General features: G+C 72.6%; 15 protein-coding genes, 1 tRNA gene and 3 pseudogenes. 15 read left to right on the forward strand and 4 right to left on the reverse strand.

All coding sequences use genetic code 11. The annotated features are described in order from the left end of the window. Window positions 1–292: 292 nt before the first annotated feature. The 6 genes and pseudogenes from AB0E07_RS03530 to AB0E07_RS03555 all read left to right on the forward strand — a co-directional run. Complete coding sequence (locus tag AB0E07_RS03530; RefSeq protein WP_362245963.1) at window positions 293–1792, forward strand: MFS transporter; 1500 nt, start codon at window positions 293–295, stop codon at window positions 1790–1792. Window positions 1793–1812: 20 nt separating this feature from the next. Continuing rightward, complete coding sequence (locus AB0E07_RS03535) at window positions 1813–2319, forward strand: GNAT family N-acetyltransferase (RefSeq protein WP_362245965.1); 507 nt, start codon at window positions 1813–1815, stop codon at window positions 2317–2319. 206 nt (window positions 2320–2525) lie between these two features. Further along, window positions 2526–2972 carry a DUF485 domain-containing protein gene (locus tag AB0E07_RS03540; RefSeq protein ID WP_362245967.1) on the forward strand — a complete coding sequence of 149 codons (447 nt, stop codon included), beginning with the start codon at window positions 2526–2528 and terminating at the stop codon, window positions 2970–2972. Continuing rightward, window positions 2969–4582: a cation acetate symporter gene (locus AB0E07_RS03545; RefSeq protein ID WP_362245969.1), complete on the forward strand. Its 1614-nt coding sequence runs from the start codon at window positions 2969–2971 to the stop codon at window positions 4580–4582. The genes AB0E07_RS03540 and AB0E07_RS03545 overlap by 4 nt, the downstream gene beginning before the upstream one ends. 248 nt (window positions 4583–4830) lie before the next feature. After that, window positions 4831–5283 (forward strand): annotated as a pseudogene (locus AB0E07_RS03550) (RICIN domain-containing protein); the annotation flags it as partial. A gap of 144 nt (window positions 5284–5427) precedes the next feature. Continuing rightward, a pseudogene (locus tag AB0E07_RS03555) lies at window positions 5428–6108 on the forward strand (pectate lyase); the annotation flags it as partial. Between the two features lie 52 nt (window positions 6109–6160). Here the strand turns inward: AB0E07_RS03555 and AB0E07_RS03560 are convergent. The 3 genes and pseudogenes from AB0E07_RS03560 to AB0E07_RS03570 form a co-directional block, all read right to left on the reverse strand. Further along, window positions 6161–7048, reverse strand: a complete 888-nt coding sequence (locus AB0E07_RS03560) for a cellulose-binding protein (protein WP_362245971.1) — start codon at window positions 7046–7048, stop codon at window positions 6161–6163. A 167-nt stretch (window positions 7049–7215) separates the two neighbouring features. Further along, window positions 7216–9871 (reverse strand): annotated as a pseudogene (locus AB0E07_RS03565) (SUKH-4 family immunity protein). A gap of 8 nt (window positions 9872–9879) precedes the next feature. Then, on the reverse strand, window positions 9880–10905 hold the full coding sequence (locus AB0E07_RS03570; protein WP_362245973.1) for an SMI1/KNR4 family protein: 1026 nt from the start codon (window positions 10903–10905) through the stop codon (window positions 9880–9882). Between the two features lie 289 nt (window positions 10906–11194). Here AB0E07_RS03570 and AB0E07_RS03575 point away from each other — a divergent pair, with 289 nt between their 5' ends. Together AB0E07_RS03575 and AB0E07_RS03580 are read left to right on the forward strand one after the other, a co-directional pair. Next, window positions 11195–11731, forward strand: a complete 537-nt coding sequence (locus tag AB0E07_RS03575; protein WP_362245975.1) for a YwqJ-related putative deaminase — start codon at window positions 11195–11197, stop codon at window positions 11729–11731. Window positions 11732–11771: 40 nt separating this feature from the next. Further along, window positions 11772–12269, forward strand: a complete 498-nt coding sequence (locus AB0E07_RS03580; protein WP_362245977.1) for an SUKH-3 domain-containing protein — start codon at window positions 11772–11774, stop codon at window positions 12267–12269. 119 nt (window positions 12270–12388) lie between these two features. Here the strand turns inward: AB0E07_RS03580 and AB0E07_RS03585 are convergent, their stop codons facing one another. After that, window positions 12389–13717 (reverse strand): histidine kinase, encoded by a 1329-nt coding sequence (locus AB0E07_RS03585; RefSeq protein ID WP_362245979.1) that lies wholly within the window; start codon window positions 13715–13717, stop codon window positions 12389–12391. Between the two features lie 166 nt (window positions 13718–13883). Between AB0E07_RS03585 and AB0E07_RS03590 the strand changes: the two genes are divergently transcribed. From AB0E07_RS03590 to AB0E07_RS03620, 7 genes are all read left to right on the forward strand, one after another. Further along, window positions 13884–14744 (forward strand): hypothetical protein, encoded by an 861-nt coding sequence (locus tag AB0E07_RS03590; protein WP_362245981.1) that lies wholly within the window; start codon window positions 13884–13886, stop codon window positions 14742–14744. Window positions 14745–14759: 15 nt separating this feature from the next. Further along, window positions 14760–14832: transfer RNA gene (locus tag AB0E07_RS03595), tRNA-Gln, on the forward strand. Between the two features lie 116 nt (window positions 14833–14948). Further along, a complete protein-coding gene (gene glmU, locus AB0E07_RS03600; protein ID WP_362245983.1) occupies window positions 14949–16397 on the forward strand; it encodes a bifunctional UDP-N-acetylglucosamine diphosphorylase/glucosamine-1-phosphate N-acetyltransferase GlmU in 1449 nt (482 codons plus the stop codon). A 141-nt stretch (window positions 16398–16538) separates the two neighbouring features. After that, entirely contained in the window at window positions 16539–17519 is a 981-nt protein-coding gene (locus tag AB0E07_RS03605) for a ribose-phosphate diphosphokinase (RefSeq protein WP_351928024.1), read from the forward strand. Between the two features lie 181 nt (window positions 17520–17700). Continuing rightward, window positions 17701–18300, forward strand: coding sequence for a 50S ribosomal protein L25/general stress protein Ctc (locus AB0E07_RS03610; protein WP_362245985.1), 600 nt, complete (start codon window positions 17701–17703; stop codon window positions 18298–18300). A gap of 90 nt (window positions 18301–18390) precedes the next feature. Beyond that, on the forward strand, window positions 18391–18993 hold the full coding sequence (gene pth / locus AB0E07_RS03615) for an aminoacyl-tRNA hydrolase (RefSeq protein ID WP_362245987.1): 603 nt from the start codon (window positions 18391–18393) through the stop codon (window positions 18991–18993). A 74-nt stretch (window positions 18994–19067) separates the two neighbouring features. Beyond that, window positions 19068–19556 carry a hypothetical protein gene (locus AB0E07_RS03620; RefSeq protein ID WP_362245989.1) on the forward strand — a complete coding sequence of 163 codons (489 nt, stop codon included), beginning with the start codon at window positions 19068–19070 and terminating at the stop codon, window positions 19554–19556. Window positions 19557–19604: the final 48 nt, after the last annotated feature.

The raw sequence follows: 19604 nt of genomic DNA on the forward strand, positions 1-19604 counted from the left end.
CCAAGCGCCGTCTTCCTGCGGGGGAAAACCCCACCCCCGGTGGGCCGGTCAGCCGCCCCCCAGCGGCGTAAAGCCAGGTTAAGGAAGGTCACCCGGCCGTCTCGTCCTCCGCCGGGACGAACCCGCCCCGAGCCCTGGTACGGAGGAACCCCTAGGGGCAGTCCGCCCTTTGGTGGAGCGCGAGTCGGGGTTCCCTCCTCCCTCGGGCCCACCCAGCCTCATCCCTCCCGCCGCGTGAGGGTCAAGTGGGAAGCTGGTCCCGGCAGATAGATGCAGGGGGAAAGGAAATCCCGTGGGCGGCGACACCAGACCGGCTGTACGTGACCTCGCCCGGCGTGACCGGCCCGGCCGCCGGGGCGCGGTGGTGGCCGCCCTGATGCTGTCGATGGCGCTGGCCGCGCTCGACTCGACCATCGTCTCCACCGCCGTCCCCCAGATCGTGGGCGACCTCGGCGGCTTCTCCTACTTCTCCTGGCTGTTCTCCGGCTATCTGCTCGCCGTGACCGTCAGCCTCCCCGTCTACGGCAAGCTGTCCGACTCCTTCGGGCGCAAGCCGGTGCTGGTGGCGGGCGCGGCCCTGTTCCTGCTCGGCTCGCTGCTGTGCGCGCTGGCCTGGAACATGGGCGCGCTGATCGCCTTCCGAATCGTGCAGGGGCTCGGCGGCGGCGCGCTCCAGGGCACGGTGCAGACGCTCGCCGCCGATCTGTACCCGCTCAAGGAGCGCCCCCGGATCCAGGCGAAGCTGTCCACGGTGTGGGCGGTGTCCGCGGTGGCGGGGCCCGGCGTGGGCGGGGTGCTGGCGGCGTACGCGGACTGGCGCTGGATCTTCCTGGTCAACCTGCCGGTCGGGTCGGTGGCGTTGTGGCTGATCGTGCGCCATCTGCACGAGCCGGAAAGGGAGTTGTCCGCGACCCGGTCGCGGATCGACTGGGCGGGCGCCGCCCTGGTCTTCGCCTGCGGCGGGGTGCTGCTCACGGCGCTGGTGCAGGGCGGGGTGGCCTGGCCGTGGCTGTCGGCGCCCTCGATCGCCCTGCTGTGCGCGGGAGTTGTTCTGGTGGTGGCCGTGGTGCTGGTGGAGCGCCGGGCGGCGGAGCCGGTCATCCCGGGCTGGGTGTGGCGCCGCCGCACGATCGCGGCGGTGAACCTGGCGCTCGGCGCGCTGGGCCTGCTGATGGTCGCCCCCACGGTCTTCCTGCCCACCTACGCCCAGTCGGTGCTGGGGCTGGGGCCGGTGGCCGCCGGTTTCGTGCTGTCCGTGTGGACGCTGAGCTGGCCCGTGTCGGCCGCGCTGAGCCAGCACGTGTACCGCAGGATCGGCTTCCGTGACACCGCGCTGCTCGGCATGACGGCGGCGGCGCTGGCCCTGTTCGCGTTCCCCTTCCTGCCCTACCCGGGCGACGCCTGGCAGCCCGCGCTGCTGATGCTGCTGCTCGGCGGCGCCCTCGGGCTCTTCCAACTGCCCCTGATCGTGGGGGTCCAGTCGACGGTGGGCTGGTCCGAGCGCGGCACCACCACGGCGTCGGTGCTGTTCTGCCGTCAGACCGGGCAGACGCTGGGCGCGGCGGCCTTCGGCGCCGTCGCCAACGGGGTGCTCGCCGTGCGCCTCGGCGGAGCGGGCGACCTGGACTCGGTGACCCGCGCGCTCGGCTCCGGCTCGGCGGCGGAGGCGACCCGGCGGGCCATCGCGGAGGCGGTGCACGCGGTGTATCTGGGGGCGGCGTGCGCGGCGGCGCTGGCGGTCCTGGTGCTGCTGTTCCTCGCCCCGCGGAAATTCCCCGTGCTCACCGACTGAGCCGTCCCTACCCTGGGGCCATGGTGAGGCTGGAACGGCTGCGGCAGGAACACGCGGAGGCCCTGCTGGCCTTCGAGCGGGAGAACCGGGCCTACTTCGCCCGGACGGTCCCCGACCGCGGCGACGACTTCTTCCGGCCCGCCGTCTTCGCGGCCCGCCTGCGGGACCTGCTGACCGAACAGGACCTGGGGATCTGCCACTTCCATGTGCTGCTCGACGCCGACGGCCTGCTGGTGGGACGGATGAACCTGATGGACGCGGAAGGGGGCAGCGCCGAACTCGGCTACCGCGTCGGACAGAGCGCGGCGGGCCGGGGCGTGGCGACGGCCGCGGTGGGGCAGCTGTGCCGGCTGGCGGCCGGGTCGTACGGGCTGTCCGCCCTCACCGCGGTCACCACGCAGGCCAACCCGGCCTCGCGCACGGTCCTGGAGCGCAACGGTTTCACGCGCACCGGCGAGCCGGAGGTCGCCGGCCGGCCCGGCGTCGCCTACCGCCGCGTGCTGGAGCGGCGACCGCCCGGACCGTAGCAGCCGCTCTCGAAAAGTCGGAGTTAACGGCGGTAACACCCGAGGTCAGACCGGCGGCGGCGGAAGTAAGCGCGTACCGACCGATCAGTTTGCGGAAACCCTCGCGTCCATGGCTACCAACGAGTAGCGTGCGTCCTCCGCTCGACCACCCCCCACCTCCCTGCGGTCCGTCCCCGGACCCGAGCCGCCACGCAAGGAGACACGGGATGTCCTTCGACCCGTATCCCCCCATGCCCCAGCAACCGCGCCACCAGCCGCCCCATCAGCCGTCCGCCACCTACCCGTGGCAGCCGCCCGCCCCCGCCGAACCCCCGCCCTACCGTCCCCCGCGCCACCCTCCCCTCGGGCACCACAGCGACCTGCGGATCCTGCGCAGCGCCTACCGCTGGCAGCGGCGCACCGCCACCCTCACCGCGCTCGGCTACTTCGTGCTGTTCCTGATCCTGTCGGCGTCCGCGCCGTCCCTCATGACCGGCGAGATCACCGACGGCCTGCCCACCGGACTGCTCCTGGCCCTGATCCAGCTCCCCGTCACCTGGCTCGCGATAGCCCTCTACGAGTACACCGCGCGCCGCCGCGTGGACCCGCTCGCCGAGCGCATCCGCAAGCAGGCCGAGGTGGACGCCAGGCGCGAGGGGGCCGGGCACCGATGACCAGCCAGTTCAGCGGCGACACCCAGACGATGTCGCTGGTCGCCTTCTCCGCCGTCGTCACCCTCACCCTGCTGCTGTGCGTGATGACCGGCCCCGACCGGGACGACCTCGACGAGTTCTACACCGGCTACGGCTCCCTGTCCGCGATGCGCAACGGCCTGGCCATCGGCGGCGACTACATCTCCGCCGCGACCGTGCTCGGCACCAGCGGCGTCATCGCCCTGTACGGCTACGACGGCATCGTCCTCGCCCTCAGCACCGCGCTCTCGCTGATGCTGCTGATGTTCCTGCTGGCCGAACCGCTGCGCAACGCGGGCCGGTTCACCATGGGCGACGCGCTGGCCCGCCGGATGCCCGGCCGGAGCGTACGGATCGCGGCCTGCGCGGTGACCATCGCCGCCCTGCTGCCGCTGATGCTGGTCCAACTGGCCGGCACCGGACAGCTGATGGCCTTCCTCCTCGGCTTCTCCGGCGACTCGTTGAAGACGGGCTGCATCATCGGCCTCGGCGCCCTGATGATCAGCTACGCGGCGATCGGCGGCATGAAGGGCACCGCCCTCATCCAGATCCTGAAGATGGTGATGCTGCTCGGCTCGGGCGCCGTGGTCGCGGCGCTGGTGCTGAGCAAGTTCGACTGGAGCCCGGCGGCGCTGTTCGACGCGGCCGCCGAGCAGAGCGGGGTGGGTTCCGCCTTCCTCAACTCGGGGCTCCAGTTCTCGGGCGGGCCGCTGCCGGGCCTGGACATGGTCAGCTCGCATCTCGCCGTCGTCCTCGGCGGCGGCTGCCTGCCGCACGTCACCATGCGCATGTACACCGCCTCCAGCGCCCGTCAGGTCCGCCGCTCGATGTCCTGGGCGGTCTCCACGGTGGTGCTCTTCGTGCTGGTCATCACGGTCGTCGGCTTCGGCGCGACCGCGCTGATCGGGCGCGCGGTGATCGCGGGCGCCGACCCGCAGGGCAACACGGCCTATCTGCTCGGCTCGCAGGCCGCGTTCGGTACGGAGGTCTCCACCGCGGAGACCTTCCTGTTCACCGCGGTCACCACGGCGATCTTCCTCACCGTGCTCGCCTCCGTCGCGGGCATGATCCTCGCCTGCGCCAACTCCCTCGCCCACGACGTGTTCGCCGTCCGGTTCCGGGAACTGTCGGAACGGCGGGAGATGATGGTGGCGCGTCTGTCGGCGGTGGCGGTGGGGGTGCCGGCGATCCTGCTGGCCACGCTGGTGCAGCACCGCAGCCTCCAGCCGCTGGTCACGATGTCGTTCTGCATCGGCGCCTCGGCCATCGCGCCCGCCCTCGTCCTCAGCCTCTTCTGGCGCCGCTACACCCGCACCGGCCTGCTGGCCACGCTGATCGGCGGGACGCTGGTGGTGCTGCTGCTGATGCCGGGCACCAACCTGGTCTCCGGCTCCCCCTACTCCGCCTTCCCCGAGGCCGACTTCAACTGGTACCCGTTCACGACGACCGCGCTGGTCTCCGTGCCCGCTGGCTTCCTGCTCGGCTGGCTGGGCACCGTGGCCTCGGGACGCCGGAAGGCGGAGGAGCAGCGCAAGCAGTACGAGGCCGTGGAGGGGTGGATCCTGGCGGGGGCCCTGCGCCGCAAGGACTGACCGCGCCGAAAAATTCTCCCGATCTCCCGGCAACCTCTTGTACCGGCCGCGGCGACAAGGGGGCGGAAGTGCCGTTGGCCTTCCGCCCCCGAACCTCCGAACTCCGGAACGAGAGCGACGACGTGAGCGAGAGAGCAGCTGACCGCGGGCACCGGCCGCGGCGCAGGAAGTCCACCCGCCGCCGGGTGGTGCTGATCGGCGGTCTGGTCACCGCCCTGGGCGCGGGCGCCGTCACCGGCGGCATGCTGATGACGGCCTCCGCGTCGGGCCCCGGCGCGGGCGCCTACCGCCTGGTCAACGCGGCCGACAGCACCTGTCTGAGCCTGCCCGCCTCCGGCACCCGGCTGGCCACGGCCGCCTGCGCCGACGGCAAGGCCTCCCAGGTCTGGCAACTGGCCGAGACCGACGGCGGATTCACCGTCAAGGACGCCGACGGGCTGTGCGCCACGGTGAAGGGCGCGTCCAAGTCGGCCGGCAAGGCGGTGCTGCCGCAGACCTGCGACGGCGGCGCGGCCCAGGTCTGGGCGCTCAGCAGCGTCGGCGAGGCCTACCACCTGGTCAACGCGAACAGCGCGAAGTGCCTGAACGTCAAGTCGGCGCTGGCGCAGCAGAACTCCTGCGACAAGGCGAGCAGCAAGAGCTGGACGCTGGTGAGCGAGGGCACCGCGGTGCCCTCCGCCTCGGCGTCCGCCTCCGCCACCGCCACCGCCACCAAGTCGGCCACGCCCACGGCCACGGCGTCCGCCTCGGCCACCGCGACCAAGTCGGCGACGGCCACGGCCTCCGCGACTCCCACCGCGACGGCCTCGGCCACCGCCACGGCCACCAGCGGCACGACCCTCGGCGCCTGGCCCACGGCCACCGGCAGCCAGGCGGTGAGCGCGACGGTCGAGGTGTCCGGCACCTACGACGGCTCCCTCAAGCGCTTCTACGGCTCCGGCGACCTCGGCGGCGACAGCCAGTCCGAGGGCCAGGACCCGCTGTTCGAACTCGCCGACGGCGCCGTCCTGAAGAACGTCGTCCTCGGCTCCCCGGCCGCCGACGGCGTCCACTGCCTGGGCAGCTGCACCCTGCAGAACGTGTGGTGGGAGGACGTCGGCGAGGACGCCGCCTCCTTCAAGGGCAAGTCCAGCTCCGCGACGTACCTGGTGGACGGCGGCGGCGCCCGCAAGGCGGACGACAAGGTCCTGCAGTTCAACGGCGCCGGCACCCTCACCGTCCGCAACTTCCAGGTGGAGGACTTCGGCAAGCTGGTCCGCTCCTGCGGCAACTGCTCCACGCAGTACCAGCGGCACGTCGTCCTCAGCAACGTGAAGGCGACCGCGCCCGGCAAGGTCCTGGTGGGCATCAACTCCAACTACGGCGACACCGCGACCCTCTCGGGCGTCACCGTCGTGGGGGACGACGACCTCACCATCTGCGAGCGGTTCAAGGGCAACAGCTCCGGCGCCGAGCCGACGTCCCTGGGCGAGGGCCCCGACGGCACGTACTGCCGCTACAGCACCTCGGACATCACCTTCCAGTGATCCGGAAGGGGGTGCCCGGGGCACGAAACCCGGGCACCCCCACCGCCGTCCGCTACTCAGCGGCCGCCCGCCCGGTCAGGGTGGAGAGACTGTCGCGCATCCGGTCCATGTGGGCACGCATGTCGTCCCAGCGCTCCCCGTGCTCCCGCAGCACCCCCTCGGTCTCGCGGGCGATCCGCTCCTCGCGCACCCGCGCCCCGGCGATCAGCTCCGCCGCCCGCGCCCGCGCCTCCTCCACCCGCCGGCGCGCCCCGGCCTCGGTCTCGGCGAACACCCGCTCGGCCTCCGACAGCGCGGCCTCCGCACGGGCCAGCCGCTCCACGTCCCGGGCCTCGGTCCTGACCGCCCGTTCCTCGGCCTCCCGCGCGAAGGCCGCCGACCGTTCCGCGTGCTCCCCGGCCTGCCGGGCGAGGATGCCGGCGGTGCGCCCGCGGGTCTCGCGCAGCGCGTCCAGCGCCTCGGCACGGCCCGCCTTGACCTCGCGGCGGGCCGCGATCCGGGTCTCGTCGGCCTCGGCCCGCGCGGCGAGCAGCACCTGCCGGGCCCGGTCCTCCGCCTCGGCACGTACCGACGCGGCGTGTTCCCGGGCCTCGTCGCGCAGCCCGTCCGCGTACGCCTGCGCGGCCTCCGTGAGCCGCATCGCCTCGTCGCCCGCGCCCTCCCGCAGCGCGGCGGCCTCCTCAAGACCGAGCTGGAGGATCCGCCGGGCGCGCTCCCCGAGGGTGTCGTACGTCTGCGGCGCGAGCCCGGCCACGGCCTCCCGCAGCCGGTCCGCCTCGCCCTCCATCTCCTTGGCGAGCACGGTCAGCCGGGCGGCGCGCTCCCAGGCGTCGTCCCGGTCCCGGCAGAGCGCGGCGGCGTACGCGTCGACCTGCTCGGGACGGTAGCCGCGCCCCCGGACGGCGGTGAAGCCGTGGGACGGGACCGGTGTGCCGGTCATACGGGAACCCCTCTCCATCAGACGGACGCGAAAAGATGATTTCGCGGACATCTTGATGTATGCGGAAGAAAGGTTCATAACGCGACACTCCGGACATGGCTCCGGGCCCGGTCGTCATCCCGACCGGGCCCGGCTCCCTCAGCCGTGTGCCGCTCAGCGGCGGCGCGTCACAGCAGGCCGTCCCACATCTGCTCCAGCAGCACCGACCACCAGCTCTCGGGAGAACCGAGCGCCGCCGGGTCGAGCGAGGCCAGCTGGGCCTGGAAGTCGACGGTCCAGCGGCCCGCCTGCTCCTGGTTCAGCCCGAACCGCAGCCGCCACATCCGGCCGAGCAGCGCCAGACAGCGCTGGAACTCGGGCAGCCCGGTGTTGACGAACTGCGGCGGCACCGGGGCACCGCCCGGACCCGCCTCCACCGGCACGGCGACGATGTTGGCCGTGCCGTACTGCACACAGAGCGCCCGGCCGAAGTCGCTGCCCATCACCAGGTACGACCCGGCGTCCGCGGCCGGCTGCACCCCGCGCTCGGCCGCCAGCTCCGCCAGCGTCGGCACGGGCCGCCCCGGCTGGGCCTGCGCCCAGAAGAAGGGGCCCATGTCCATCGGCAGCCCCGCCACGACCAGCGAGTGCGCCACGATCGGCGGCACCCCCTGCCGGGACACGGCGGCCTGCTCGAACCGGAACACGCCCGGCCCGAAGGCCGCCGCCAGCTCCTGCGCGATGCCCTCCGGCGGGATCGGCGGAGTCGGCTGCACCGGCGGCAGCGGCGCCCGCACCGGCGCGAGCCGCGCGGGCCCGTCCGCCACCTGGTGCAGCTCCCCCTGGTGCGCCAGCAGCTGCCCCATGCCCTGCTGCCGACTGGCGTGGTCGGTGCCATACGGCGCGATGCTCGCGAGCCGCGCCTGCGGCCACTGCTCCCGGATCATCCGCGCGCAGTAGGCGCCCGGCAGTTCGCAGGACTCCAGTTCGGTGTGCAGCTCCAGCACCTGGTCCGGCGGCACGTTCATGGCGCGCAGCTCGTGGAAGATCTGCCACTCCGGGTGCGGTGTGCCCGGCGCCGAACGCCGGATCAGCTGCTGCTCGGAGCCGTCCTGGGCGCGGTAGCGCAGGACCGCCTGGTAGCCGGGGCCCACGGTCGGCTGGCCGGTGGGCTGCGGGTAGCCGTAGGCAGGGGGCTGCTGACCGGGCATCGGCTGCCCGGGCGGCGGCACCGCGCCGGGGGGCATCCCGCCGGGCGGCATCGGCGGCTGGGGCGCGCCGGGTGCCATTCCGGGGACGCCCGGAGCGCCGGGCGGCGGGGGCGCGCCGGGGCCGCCGACCGGGGGCGCCGACAGCACGGTCTCGGCGTGGTGCACGGCACCGGGACCGGGGGCGCCGGGGGCGCCGGGCATGCCCGGCGGAGTCGGCGCGCCGGGGACACCCGGAGGCTGCGGGGCTCCCGGGACGTGCGGGACGCCGGGAGGCTGCGGGGCGCCCGGGGCGCCGCCCAGCCGGCTCGGGTCGGCCAGCATCGTGGCCGCGTGGTGGACACCGCCCGGAGGCGTGCCGCCGGGGGCTCCCGGCGCACCGGGCGGCCCGGGGGTGCCCGGCGGAGTCGGCGCGGCCGGACCACCGGGGACGTCGGGCCCCTCGGGGCCGACCGCGGAGACCATCTGCGTGGGCACGTACGCGCCGCCCGGCGCGGACGGCGGCGGAGTGGCACCGGGGCGCACGCCCGGCGCTCCGGGTGCGCCCGGCGGAGGCGGCGGAGTGGCGCCGCCCGGCACCCGGCGCGGCGGGGCCGCCTTGCTCGTCGCGGCGTCGGCAGTCCCCGGCGTGCGGCGCGAGCGGCCGGGCCGGGGTCTGCGGGCCGCCGGGGGCGGAGGAGGGAGGCGGAGGCGTGGCCCCCGGGGCGGGGGCGCCGTGCGGGGGCGTGCCCGGCGCGGGAACGCCCGGCGTGCCCGGATCGCCGAGCGCCGGTGTGACCGCCGTCGGCGGGAGCTGGCTGCCGCCCGACATCAGGGCCGTCTTGGCGTCCGGCGCGGCGGGCGGCGGCGCGCTGTGGTCGGCCTCGCCGAGCTGCGGCGCGAACACGGTCGCGGGCAGCGGTACGGAACGGTCGTCACCGGAGTCCGCGTTGGTGTCCGTACCGGCCCACGGAGTCGCCCCCGCCGGAGCCGCGGGAGACCCCGCGCCGTCGCTCGCACCGGCGTCCGGCCAGGCCGCACCCGCACCGTCGGCAACGGGCGCCCCCGGCGCGGGAGTCGGCGTCGCGGCGGCGGCGATCCCCGAACCGGGCACACCTGCCTGCGTCTCCGGCAGCGCCCCGGAACCCGAAGCGGCACCGGAAGCCGAAGCCGCACCGGAACCCGAAGCGGCACCCGCGCCCGAAGAAGCACCGGAACCCGAAGAAGCACCCGCGCCCGCGGCGACCCCGGCACCCGAGGTGTCCCCGCCGCGGCGCCCGGGAATCCCCATCTGGTCCGCCGCCTCCTGCAACCACTCCGGCGGAGTCAGCAGGAACGAGGTCTGGTTCAGGTCCACCCGGGCCGCGGGCGCCGGCGCGGGCTCCTCGTCGGCCTCCGGACGGCCGTACTCCTCCTCGTAGCGGCGGATCACCTCGCCCACCGGCAGCGCGGGCCACAGGGTGGCCTCGCCGCTGTCGCGGGCGATGACGAGCCGCTGCGCGCCGCCGTCCGAGCGGGGTCCGTCGGCGCGGTCCTCGGCCCACACCACGAACCCGAGCTCGAACTCCCGCACCCGCACCTCACGGTGCTGGTACGACGGCACGTCGCCGTTGATCCACTCCTCGGCGCGCTCCTGCGCCTGAGCGAACGTCACCATTGCGAAACTCACTCCCCAGCCATGGAGGCGGACACCGGCACGGCACGGGCGAAGCCGCCGTCGACCATCAGGTTCGCCACCGTCTCCAACTCCGGCGGGGATCCCGCCAGTCGGGACAGGAAGGCGTCGAAGTCGTCACCGCACGGCAGCAGCAGCCGCGCCACGCGGTCGGCCGGCGCCCACGAGGGATCGACGTCGCGGGCGTCGTCGTAGGCGCAGAACCACACCGAACCGATGCGGTCGCCCTTGACCTTCACGGCCAGCAGCCCGCCCTGGACGAAGCCGACGCCCAGGTAGTCCTTGGTCAGATGGTCGCGCAGGCACTTGTTGACGTAGACCAGGTCGTTGACGGCCGCCTCGTCGCGGACCGTGAAGAAGGGCTGGTCGATCAGCAGGCCCAGTTCGGCGTCGAGCGCGGTGCCCACCGGGGCGCAGCCGCCGGCCGCCTTCAGGAAGGACCGGTAGGCGCCGGGCAGCCGGTAGCCGAGATCCTCCTCCACGCCCAGCACCTGCGACTCGCTCACCGCGGTACCGGACTTCGGCAGCCCTATGTGGGCGGGGCGCGTCTCCTGGAGCGGGCGGGTGCCCCGCTTGTCCTGGTCGACCGCGGCCGTCGCGATGCCGCCGTGGTGCCGCAGCAGCGCCTTCACCTCGACCGGGACCAGTTCCATCCGCCGCGAGCCCAGCACGTGGTGCCAGGTCCAGCCGTGCGGCGTCGCCACCGACGGCACCGTGTCCCACAGCTCGTGTCCGGTCGCCGCGAGGGCCGCGTTCGCCGACACGTAGTCGGTCAGCCGCAGTTCGTCGACCCCGAAGCCCTCCGGCGGGTCCGCGATCTCCGCGGCCGCGCGCGCGTAGGGCGAGAAGTCGGGATAGCCGTGTTCGTCCATCCGCACACCCCTGGGGTGGCGGGCTGCCCTGACCGGGTCCGGGAAGTGCACGACCTGCCCGGCGTAGGGCGCGTTCGGCGGCACGGCGTGTCCCCCGGCCTGACGGCCGGGAGGTGCCCCCAGCCCGAGCCGACCTGTCGTCATGGCAGTTGCCCCCTGCGGCATCCTGGTACGGCACGCAATGTCCGGCCTAGGCCACTGCGCCCCGTATCGTCTGTCTCCACGCGTAGGCCGCATGGATCGCGGTGCCGACAGCCTATGCGGTAGGACGACACCGGTCACCGGGCCCCGGTCAGGGCCCCTCCGCTTCCGTGACCAGCCGTCACCCTGCCGTGACAGCCTGCCCAGACCCGGGCGTGTCGCGCCGCCCCAGCTTCCGCACCAGCCACGCCGTTTGGCACTCTGTGGGGTCCGGGGGGATGCTCGGGAGGGGATGACGATCATGAACGCGACGCAGACAGGACCTCATGGGGGCGCGAGAACCAGCACGTCCGGCGACCCCCGGGTCGGCTGGAGTGCCACCGAGGCGCCGCACGCCCCCGTCCTGCGCCACCGCCGTGACGGCATACTCCCCACCATCGCCGCGGCCCTCTCCGTGCGCGGCGCCACCCTCACCGGCACCGCGGCCCGCGGCGACCAGGCGCCCGCCCTGCACCCGCTGGTCCAGGACTTCCTGGACGCGCTCACCAGCGCCCAGCGCGACCGGTTCACCGGCCGCTGCGCCGAGACGATCCTCATCTCCCGGCACCTCACCACCGCCGATTCCGCGCGCAGCAAACGTGCCGCCCGCAAACCGCTGACCAGTGGCGAGGCGCGCAAGATCCTCAAGCAGGCCAAGCTCACCACGCGCCGCATCCGCGAGGACGGCGACCCGCTGCACGGCAGCTTCGCCGCGCCGTGCCGCGCCTGTACCGCCCTCAGCGCGCATTTCGGCGTCCGCGTCGTCGACCCCGCGAGCACCGACGGCTGACGACCGACGCCACCTTCGAACTCCGCACGATTGAGGGCAGATGCACCCGGATCCCCGCACGTCCACCACCCGCTTCGCCGTGCCCGTCGACGCGGCCCTGCGCGCCGCCGGCTGGCAGCCCGGCCGCTGGGACATCAAGCAGGCCGAGATCTGGGCCGACGCCCTGCGCGAGCACACCTCCCCCGCCGGCCACCGGCACACCGTCTTCCCCGCCGCGGTGGAGGCGTGGGCGGAGTTCGGCGGACTGCGCCTCGCGCCCCCCGGGCCCGGCCGCCAGGTCGCCCCGGCCGCGGTCCATCTCGACCCGCTGCACGGTCTGCACATGGCCCGCACCCTCGGGGACCTGGGCCGCGCCCTGGACACCGAGGTCTGCCCGCTCGGCGCCGAGACCGAGACCCACGCCCTGCTCGCCATCGACACCGAGGGCCGCGTCTACACCCTCGACCACACCGGCGACTGGTACCTCGGCCAGGACATCGACATGGCCCTCACCACCCTGGTCGCCGGCGCGGAACCCATCCGCCTGACAGCACCCTGAGCCACCCCGAGCACGTCGGAGCCGACCTCACCGGCAGCGGCCCGCCCCACCGACAGGGACAGGTCCCCTCCGGGAACCGGTGCCGCCCCGAGCCCCGGGCCCCACTTTTGTCCGAAGCTCTAAGCCGCCGGGATCACCGCCGAGACGCGGAAGCCCCCCGCGTCCGTAGGGCCGGAGACAAAGACGCCGCCCAGGGCGGAGACCCGTTCCTTCATGCCGACCAGGCCGTTGCCGCCCGAGGGCAGCCTCGCCAGGGAGCCGGACGTCAGCTCCGGCGGCGGCTCGTTCTCCACCTGCATCGCGATCTCGGCCAGCCGGTGCGCGAGCCGTACCTGCGTCTTCGCGCCCGCCGCGTGCTTGTGGACGTTGGTCAGCGCCTCCTGCACCACCCGGTACGCGGTCTGCTCGACCTCGGGCGCGTAGCTGCGGACGTCACCCTCGACGGAGAGGTTCACCACCATCCCCGCCGCGGCCGACTGCCCGATCAGCTCGTCCAGTTCCGACAGGCACGGCCCCTCGGCCGAGGCCGCCGCGCCCTCGTCCTCCGCGGCCCGGGAGGCCGCGGCCGCCGCCGCGGCGCCCACCGCGGCCAGCGGCACCGCCGCGCGCCGTTCGGCCCTGCCGTCCGCGGCCCGCAGCACACCGAGCATCTCGCGCAGTTCGGTCAGGGCCTGCCGCCCCATGTCGCCCACCAGGGCCGCGTTCTTGACGGCCTTCTCCGGGTCCTTGCGCGCGACCGCCTGGAGCGCCGCCGCGTGCACGACCATCAGGCTCACCCGGTGCGCGACGACATCGTGCATCTCGCGCGCGATCCGGGTCCGTTCCTCGCCGCGCGCCCACTCCGCGCGCTCCTCGGCGCGCTCCGCGAGCAGTTGCAGCTCCCGCTCCAGGCTGTCCGCCCGTTCCCGCAGCGACTCCATCAGCCGCCGCCGGGCCCCGACGTACAGCCCGAGCAGCACGGGCGGAGCCGTCATGCCGAGCGAGGTGGTGATCGCGCCGATCGGCACGAACCAGTCCCCGTACTGGAGGTCGCCCTGGTCCACGCCCTGGCGCAGCCAGACGAAGGTCACGATCAGCATCCCGATCTGCGACATCCCGGCCAGCGCGGCGATGATCCGCCGAGGCAGCTCCGAGGCGGCGAGGGTGTAGAGACCCACGACGATCATCAGGAAGCCCATCTGGGCCGGCATCACCGCGATCGACACCAGCACGACGGCGATCGGCCAGCGCCGCCGCACGACCAGCACCGAGCCGGCCAGCACCCCGAACAGCACGCCCACGAACCGCGGTATCCCCGCGTCCGCGGCGAAGGCGAACCCTTTCGCCCCGCATTCCAGCGCGGACACGGCGGCCAGAGATATGTCCAGAACCGCGCTGCGCCACCTGTCCCACCACCACGGTCCGGGCCCCGCCCGGTCCGCCGTGTGGTCTTCCCCCGTCGTGGTCATGCCTCCAGCCTACGGTCGGTACGCGCCGGATTTCCGGTGACTTTCGACGACTGGCCTACACCACACCGCGCGAGCGATCGGCGACGATAGCGCCCGAAATACCTCGAACTGCTGAATCGCTCACCGTTCGACACCGGAACCGATCATTCCTCCCGACGGTATGCCTATGGCACATCCACAGAGCAAGTACGCCGACTTCGAGGCACTCCGCGAGCGGGCGGTGGCACTGCGACGAGCCGGGCTCAGCCGACGCCGGATCCGCGACGAACTACGCGTCGACAACAACGACCTCCTCAATCGCCTCCTGGAGGGCGAGCCCCCTCCTGAATGGACGAAGCGCCCCAACGCCAAGGACGACCTGAGGGAAAGGGCCCGCGAACTACGGCTCCAGGGCTTGACGTACGACCAGATCCAGGTCGAACTGGGCTGCTCCAAGAGCTCGATCTCCTTGTGGGTACGGGATCTCCCCAATCCGGAACGCCGTCATCCAACGGAGCAGGCAAAACTCGCGGCCCGTAAACGCTGGGAACATGAGCTGGCCGTACGGGACGAGCAGCGTCGCCGGACCAAAGCGGCGGCAGCCGCGGAAGTGGGCGAGATGTCCGACCGTGAACTGTTCCTGGCGGGCGTCGCCCTGTATTGGGCGGAGGGAGCAAAGGACAAACCCTACGACCGCCGGGAGAACGTGCTCTTCGTGAACAGTGACCCCGGCGTGGTGGAGCTCTACCTCGCGTGGCTCCGCCTGATCGGCGTGAACAGTGAGCGCCTGAGCTACCGCGTGATGATTCACATCACCGCGGATGTCGAGCGGGCCAAGCAGTACTGGGCGGACTTGGTGGGCGTCGAGATCTCCGCCTTCCAGAAGACGACGATCAAGAAGCACAACCCCAAGACCGTGCGTAAGAACGTCGGCGAGGACTACCGGGGCTGCCTGGTCATCCGGGTTTCCCAGGGAGCCGAGCTCTACCGCCAGATCGAAGGGTGGTGGTCAGGAATGGTGGCTCAGGCGACGGCGCGTCTCAGGTAAGGTCTGACGCAGCCATCCGCCATGGGGTAACTGGTAGCCCGCGGGCCTTTGAAGCCCTGTAGTGCTGGTTCGAATCCAGCTGGCGGAGCTGAAAAGTTCGGGTCCTGACAGCTCAGTCAGGGCCCGCACTCATGTCCGGCATGAAACGCCCCGGTATCCTGCGGTGGTCACCCCACCTCATCCCAAAAGCCGAAGGGCACATCCGTGAGCGCCATTCGCCCGGCAGCCGTCGTCGTTCTCGCAGCGGGTGAGGGCACCCGTATGAAGTCGGCCACACCCAAGGTCCTGCACGAGATCTGCGGCCGTTCCCTGGTGGGCCATGTGCTCGCCGCCGCCCGCGAGTTGCAGCCCGAGAACCTGGTCGTGGTCGTCGGCCACGCCCGCGAGCAGGTCACCGCGCACCTCGCCGGGACCGACTCCGCGGTGCGCACGGCGGTGCAGGCGCAGCAGAACGGCACCGGGCACGCCGTACGCATGGCCCTGGAGGAGCTGGGCGGCACCGTCGACGGGACCGTCGTCGTCGTGTGCGGGGACACCCCGCTGCTGACCGGCGCGACCCTGCGCGACCTCGCCGCCACCCACTCCGGCGACGGCAACGCCGTGACCGTGCTGACCGCCGAGGTGCCGGACGCCACCGGGTACGGGCGGATCGTGCGGGACGCGGCCTCCGGGGCCGTCACCGCGATCGTCGAGCACAAGGACGCCGACGACGCCCAGCGGGCGATCCGCGAGATCAACTCCGGGGTGTTCGCCTTCGACGGGCAGCTGCTCGCCGACGCGCTCGGCAAGGTCCGCACGGACAACAGCCAGGGCGAGGAGTACCTGACCGACGTGCTCGGCATCCTGCGCGAGGCGGGGCACCGGGTCGGGGCCTGCGTGGCCGGTGACCACCGCGAGATCGCCGGCATCAACAACCGGGTGCAGCTCTCCGAGGCGCGGCGGATCCTCAACGACCGCCTGCTCACCGAGGCGATGCTGGCCGGCGTGACGGTGGTGGACCCGGCGACGACCTGGGTCGACGTCGAGGTGACCTTCGAGCAGGACGCCCTGGTGCACCCGGGCACGCAGCTGCTGGGCACGACGCACGTCGGCGCCGGCGCCGAGGTGGGCCCGAACACGCGGCTGACCGACACCAGGGTCGGGGCTGGCGCCCGGGTGGACACCACGGTGGCGGACCGGGCCGAGGTGGGCGCTCAGGCGACGGTGGGCCCGTTCGCGTACCTGCGGCCGGGGACCCGGCTGGGCGCCAAGGGCAAGATCGGTACGTACGTCGAGACCAAGAACGCCTCGATCGGCGAGGGCACGAAGGTGCCGCACCTGTCGTACGTCGGGGACGCGACCATCGGCGACCACACCAACATCGGTGCCGCCAGCGTCTTCGTGAACTACGACGGACAGGACAAACATCACACGACGGTCGGGTCGCACTGCCGCACGGGTTCGGACAACATGTTTGTGGCTCCTGTCACCATCGGGGACGGCGCGTACACCGCCGCCGGGTCCGTGATCACGAAGGACGTACCGCCCGGTTCGCTGGCCGTGGCCCGCGGTCAGCAGCGGAATATCGAGGGCTGGGTGGCCCGCAAGCGTCCGGGCAGCGCGGCGGCGAAGGCCGCCGAGAGCGCTTCTCGGGAGCCGGAAGGCGAAAGCTGACTGGAAACAGGTGCGTCCGGGACGGCGTACCGTGATAAGTGCACATCCGCACCTACCAGCTGAGACGGCCGCTCGTGCCATCCGGGACGGGCTGGTTCGGCCTCTCGCATCCAGCTGAGACACCTCTGAGGAGACAGTGCTGTGACCGGGATCAAGACGACCGGCGAGAAGAAGATGATGTTCTTCTCCGGCCGCGCCCACCCCGAGCTTGCCGAGGAGGTCGCCCACCAGCTGGGTGTCGGGGTCGTCCCGACCAAGGCCTTCGACTTCGCCAACGGCGAGATCTACGTGCGCTACGAGGAGTCGGCGCGTGGTGCGGACTGCTTCGTGATCCAGAGCCACACGGCTCCGATCAACCAGTGGATCATGGAGCAGCTGATCATGATCGACGCCCTGAAGCGCGCGTCGGCCCGCTCCATCACCGTCATCGTGCCGTTCTACGGTTACGCGCGGCAGGACAAGAAGCACCGCGGCCGTGAACCGATCTCGGCGCGGCTGATCGCGGACCTGATGAAGACCGCGGGCGCCGACCGGATCCTCACGGTCGATCTGCACACCGACCAGATCCAGGGCTTCTTCGACGGCCCGGTGGACCACCTCTTCGCGCTGCCGCTGCTCGCCGACTACGTGGGCAAGAAGGTCGACCGCGAGAAGCTCACCGTGGTCTCGCCGGACGCCGGCCGGGTACGGGTCGCGGACCGCTGGTGCGACCGGCTCGGCGCGCCGCTGGCCATCGTGCACAAGCGGCGCGACAAGGACGTGGCGAACCAGGTGACGGTCCACGAGGTCGTGGGCGAGGTCAAGGGCCGGGTGTGCGTCCTGGTGGACGACATGATCGACACCGGTGGCACGATCTGCGCCGCGGCGGACGCCCTGTTCGCGCACGGCGCGGAGGACGTCATCGTGACGGCCACGCACGGCGTGCTGTCCGGTCCCGCCGCGGACCGCCTGAAGAACTCGCGGGTGAGCGAGTTCGTGTTCACCAACACGCTGCCCACCCCGGGCGAGCTGGCGGACGACCTGGACAAGATCACGGTCCTGTCGATCGCGCCGACCATCGCCAGCGCGGTGCGCGAGGTGTTCGAGGACGGCTCGGTGACCAGCCTGTTCGACGAGCAGTAGAAGCTCCTCGAAGATCCTTTTGGGTACGGCCTCCCCGCCGAGTAGACTGCTCAGGTTGCTCGGCGAGGGAGGCCGTACCCGTCTTTCGGGGTATGGCGGTCCGTTATCGACGCGCTCTTCGTAGCAGGCCGTTCGTGGCCGGGTGACCTGTCCGTCTCTCACCCTACGAGGAGTGATCCACATGTCCGAGGTCAAGCTCGCCGCCGAGTCCCGCACCGAGTTCGGCAAGGGCGCCGCGCGCCGCATCCGCCGCGAGTCCAAGGTGCCCGTCGTTCTCTACGGTCACGGCACCGAGCCCCAGCACCTGACCCTCCCGGGCCACGAGCTGCTGCTCGCGCTGCGCACGCCGAACGTCCTGATCTCCCTGGACATCGACGGCAAGGGCAACGAGCTGGCGATCCCGAAGTCCGTGCAGCGTGACCCGATCAAGGGCTTCCTGGAGCACGTCGACCTGCTGCTCGTGAAGCGCGGCGAGAAGGTCACCGTCGAGATCCCGGTCCACGCCGAGGGCGAGCTGGCCGCCGGCGGCAACCTGCTGGAGCACGTGCTCAACGCGCTTCCGGTCGAGGCCGAGGCCACCCACATCCCCGAGGGCGTCACCGTCTCCGTCGAGGGCCTGGAGGCCGGTGCCTCCGTCCTCGCCAAGGACATCACCCTGCCCAAGGGCGTCACTCTGGCCGTCGAGGAGGACGCCGTCGTCCTCCAGGTCCTGGCCGCGCAGGCCGAGGAGGCCGCCGAGGGCGAGGAGGCCGCCGCGGCCGAAGAGCCCGCCGAGGCCTGATCGCGAGCCCGGTCGGCGGATCGGCTTGCCCACTGCGGATTCACAGCCGCCGTTCCCCCGGGAGCGGCGGCTGTGGCCTATCAAGGAGACATGGACGTGACTTCCGATCCGAGCGCACCCTGGCTGATCGCCGGTCTCGGCAATCCCGGCCCCGAGTACGCCATGAACCGGCACAACGTCGGGTTCATGGTGGTGGATCTGCTGGCCGAGCGGATCGGGGGGAGGTTCAAGCGGGCCGGCAAGGCGCAGGCGCAGGTCGTGGAGGGCCGGATCGGTCCGCCCGGCCCCCTGAGCCGGCGGGTCGTCCTGGTGAAGCCGATGTCGTTCATGAACCTCTCCGGCGGCCCGGTGAACGCCCTGAAGGACTTCTACAAGGTGCCGGTCGACCACATCGTCGCCGTCCACGACGAACTCGACATCGACCCCGGCACGCTGCGGCTGAAGCTCGGCGGCGGGGACAACGGGCACAACGGTCTGAAGTCGATGACGAAGGCCATGGGGCCGGACTACCACCGGGTCCGGTTCGGCATCGGCCGCCCGCCGGGGCGGATGCAGGTCGCGGACTTCGTGCTGAAGGACTTCTCCGCGACCGAACGCAAGGAGCTGGACTACTTCGTGGACCGCGCGGCGGACGCGGCGGAGTGCCTGGTCATCGAGGGGCTGGAGCGGGCGCAGGGCACGTACAACGCGTAGGACCGCCGCCCCGCGGAGCGGACCGCTCCGGGGGAGATTGACTTTCAGCGAGGCAATGGCCAAAGATCGCGGCCATGCCAACTGCCGTCAAGTCCGGCCAGGGCGCCTCGGCCGCGCTCCGCTTCGGACGCGTCGCGGCCATGGGTACGGTCGCGGCGCTGATCCTCATCGCGGGTGTCTGGGCGTCCTGGGGGACCGCCCAGCACGTGATGCTCACCAAGGGGCGCGAGAGCGGCACCGTCGAGGTGACCCGCTGCGCCCGTGACACCTGCGCCGGCCCCTACACCCCTCTGTCACCGGGCTCGCAGCCCCGGGACCGCGTCGTCATCGAGCACACGGCGGCCGTCCGCAAGGGCGAGACCTACACGGTCGTCGTCAAACCGGGCGGCGACGAGGTGGTCCGCTCCGGTCCCGCCGGCATCGTCTACGCCTGGGTCCCGCTCGGCGGCGCGCTGCTGCTGGCCTCGGTCGTCGTCGCGGGCGGCCTGCGCCGCACCCGGGCCGCGCAGGTGCTGGCCGGCACGGGCGTCCTCCTGCTCACGGCCGCGTTCCTGACGATGTGACGGCACTCCCCGCGTACAGAGGTGCCCCCGAGCCGGACGAGGCTCGGG

Origin of the sequence: Streptomyces sp. NPDC048002, assembly GCF_040653275.1 — a bacterium.
Taxonomy (GTDB): Bacteria; Actinomycetota; Actinomycetes; order Streptomycetales; family Streptomycetaceae; genus Streptomyces.

Excerpts from the sequence above, each read along its gene's own strand:
- AB0E07_RS03540 (WP_362245967.1), top strand. The coding sequence starts at position 2,526 with ATGTCCTTCGACCCGTATCCCCCCATGCCCCAGCAACCGCGCCACCAG.
- AB0E07_RS03545 (WP_362245969.1), top strand. The coding sequence starts at position 2,969 with ATGACCAGCCAGTTCAGCGGCGACACCCAGACGATGTCGCTGGTCGCC.
- AB0E07_RS03620 (WP_362245989.1), top strand. The coding sequence starts at position 19,068 with ATGCCAACTGCCGTCAAGTCCGGCCAGGGCGCCTCGGCCGCGCTCCGC.
- AB0E07_RS03570 (WP_362245973.1), bottom strand. The coding sequence starts at position 10,905 with ATGACGACAGGTCGGCTCGGGCTGGGGGCACCTCCCGGCCGTCAGGCC.
- AB0E07_RS03610 (WP_362245985.1), top strand. The coding sequence starts at position 17,701 with ATGTCCGAGGTCAAGCTCGCCGCCGAGTCCCGCACCGAGTTCGGCAAG.
- AB0E07_RS03560 (WP_362245971.1), bottom strand. The coding sequence starts at position 7,048 with ATGACCGGCACACCGGTCCCGTCCCACGGCTTCACCGCCGTCCGGGGG.
- AB0E07_RS03575 (WP_362245975.1), top strand. The coding sequence starts at position 11,195 with ATGACGATCATGAACGCGACGCAGACAGGACCTCATGGGGGCGCGAGA.
- AB0E07_RS03590 (WP_362245981.1), top strand. The coding sequence starts at position 13,884 with ATGGCACATCCACAGAGCAAGTACGCCGACTTCGAGGCACTCCGCGAG.
- AB0E07_RS03585 (WP_362245979.1), bottom strand. The coding sequence starts at position 13,717 with ATGACCACGACGGGGGAAGACCACACGGCGGACCGGGCGGGGCCCGGA.
- AB0E07_RS03580 (WP_362245977.1), top strand. The coding sequence starts at position 11,772 with ATGCACCCGGATCCCCGCACGTCCACCACCCGCTTCGCCGTGCCCGTC.
- AB0E07_RS03535 (WP_362245965.1), top strand. The coding sequence starts at position 1,813 with ATGGTGAGGCTGGAACGGCTGCGGCAGGAACACGCGGAGGCCCTGCTG.
- pth (WP_362245987.1), top strand. The coding sequence starts at position 18,391 with ATGGACGTGACTTCCGATCCGAGCGCACCCTGGCTGATCGCCGGTCTC.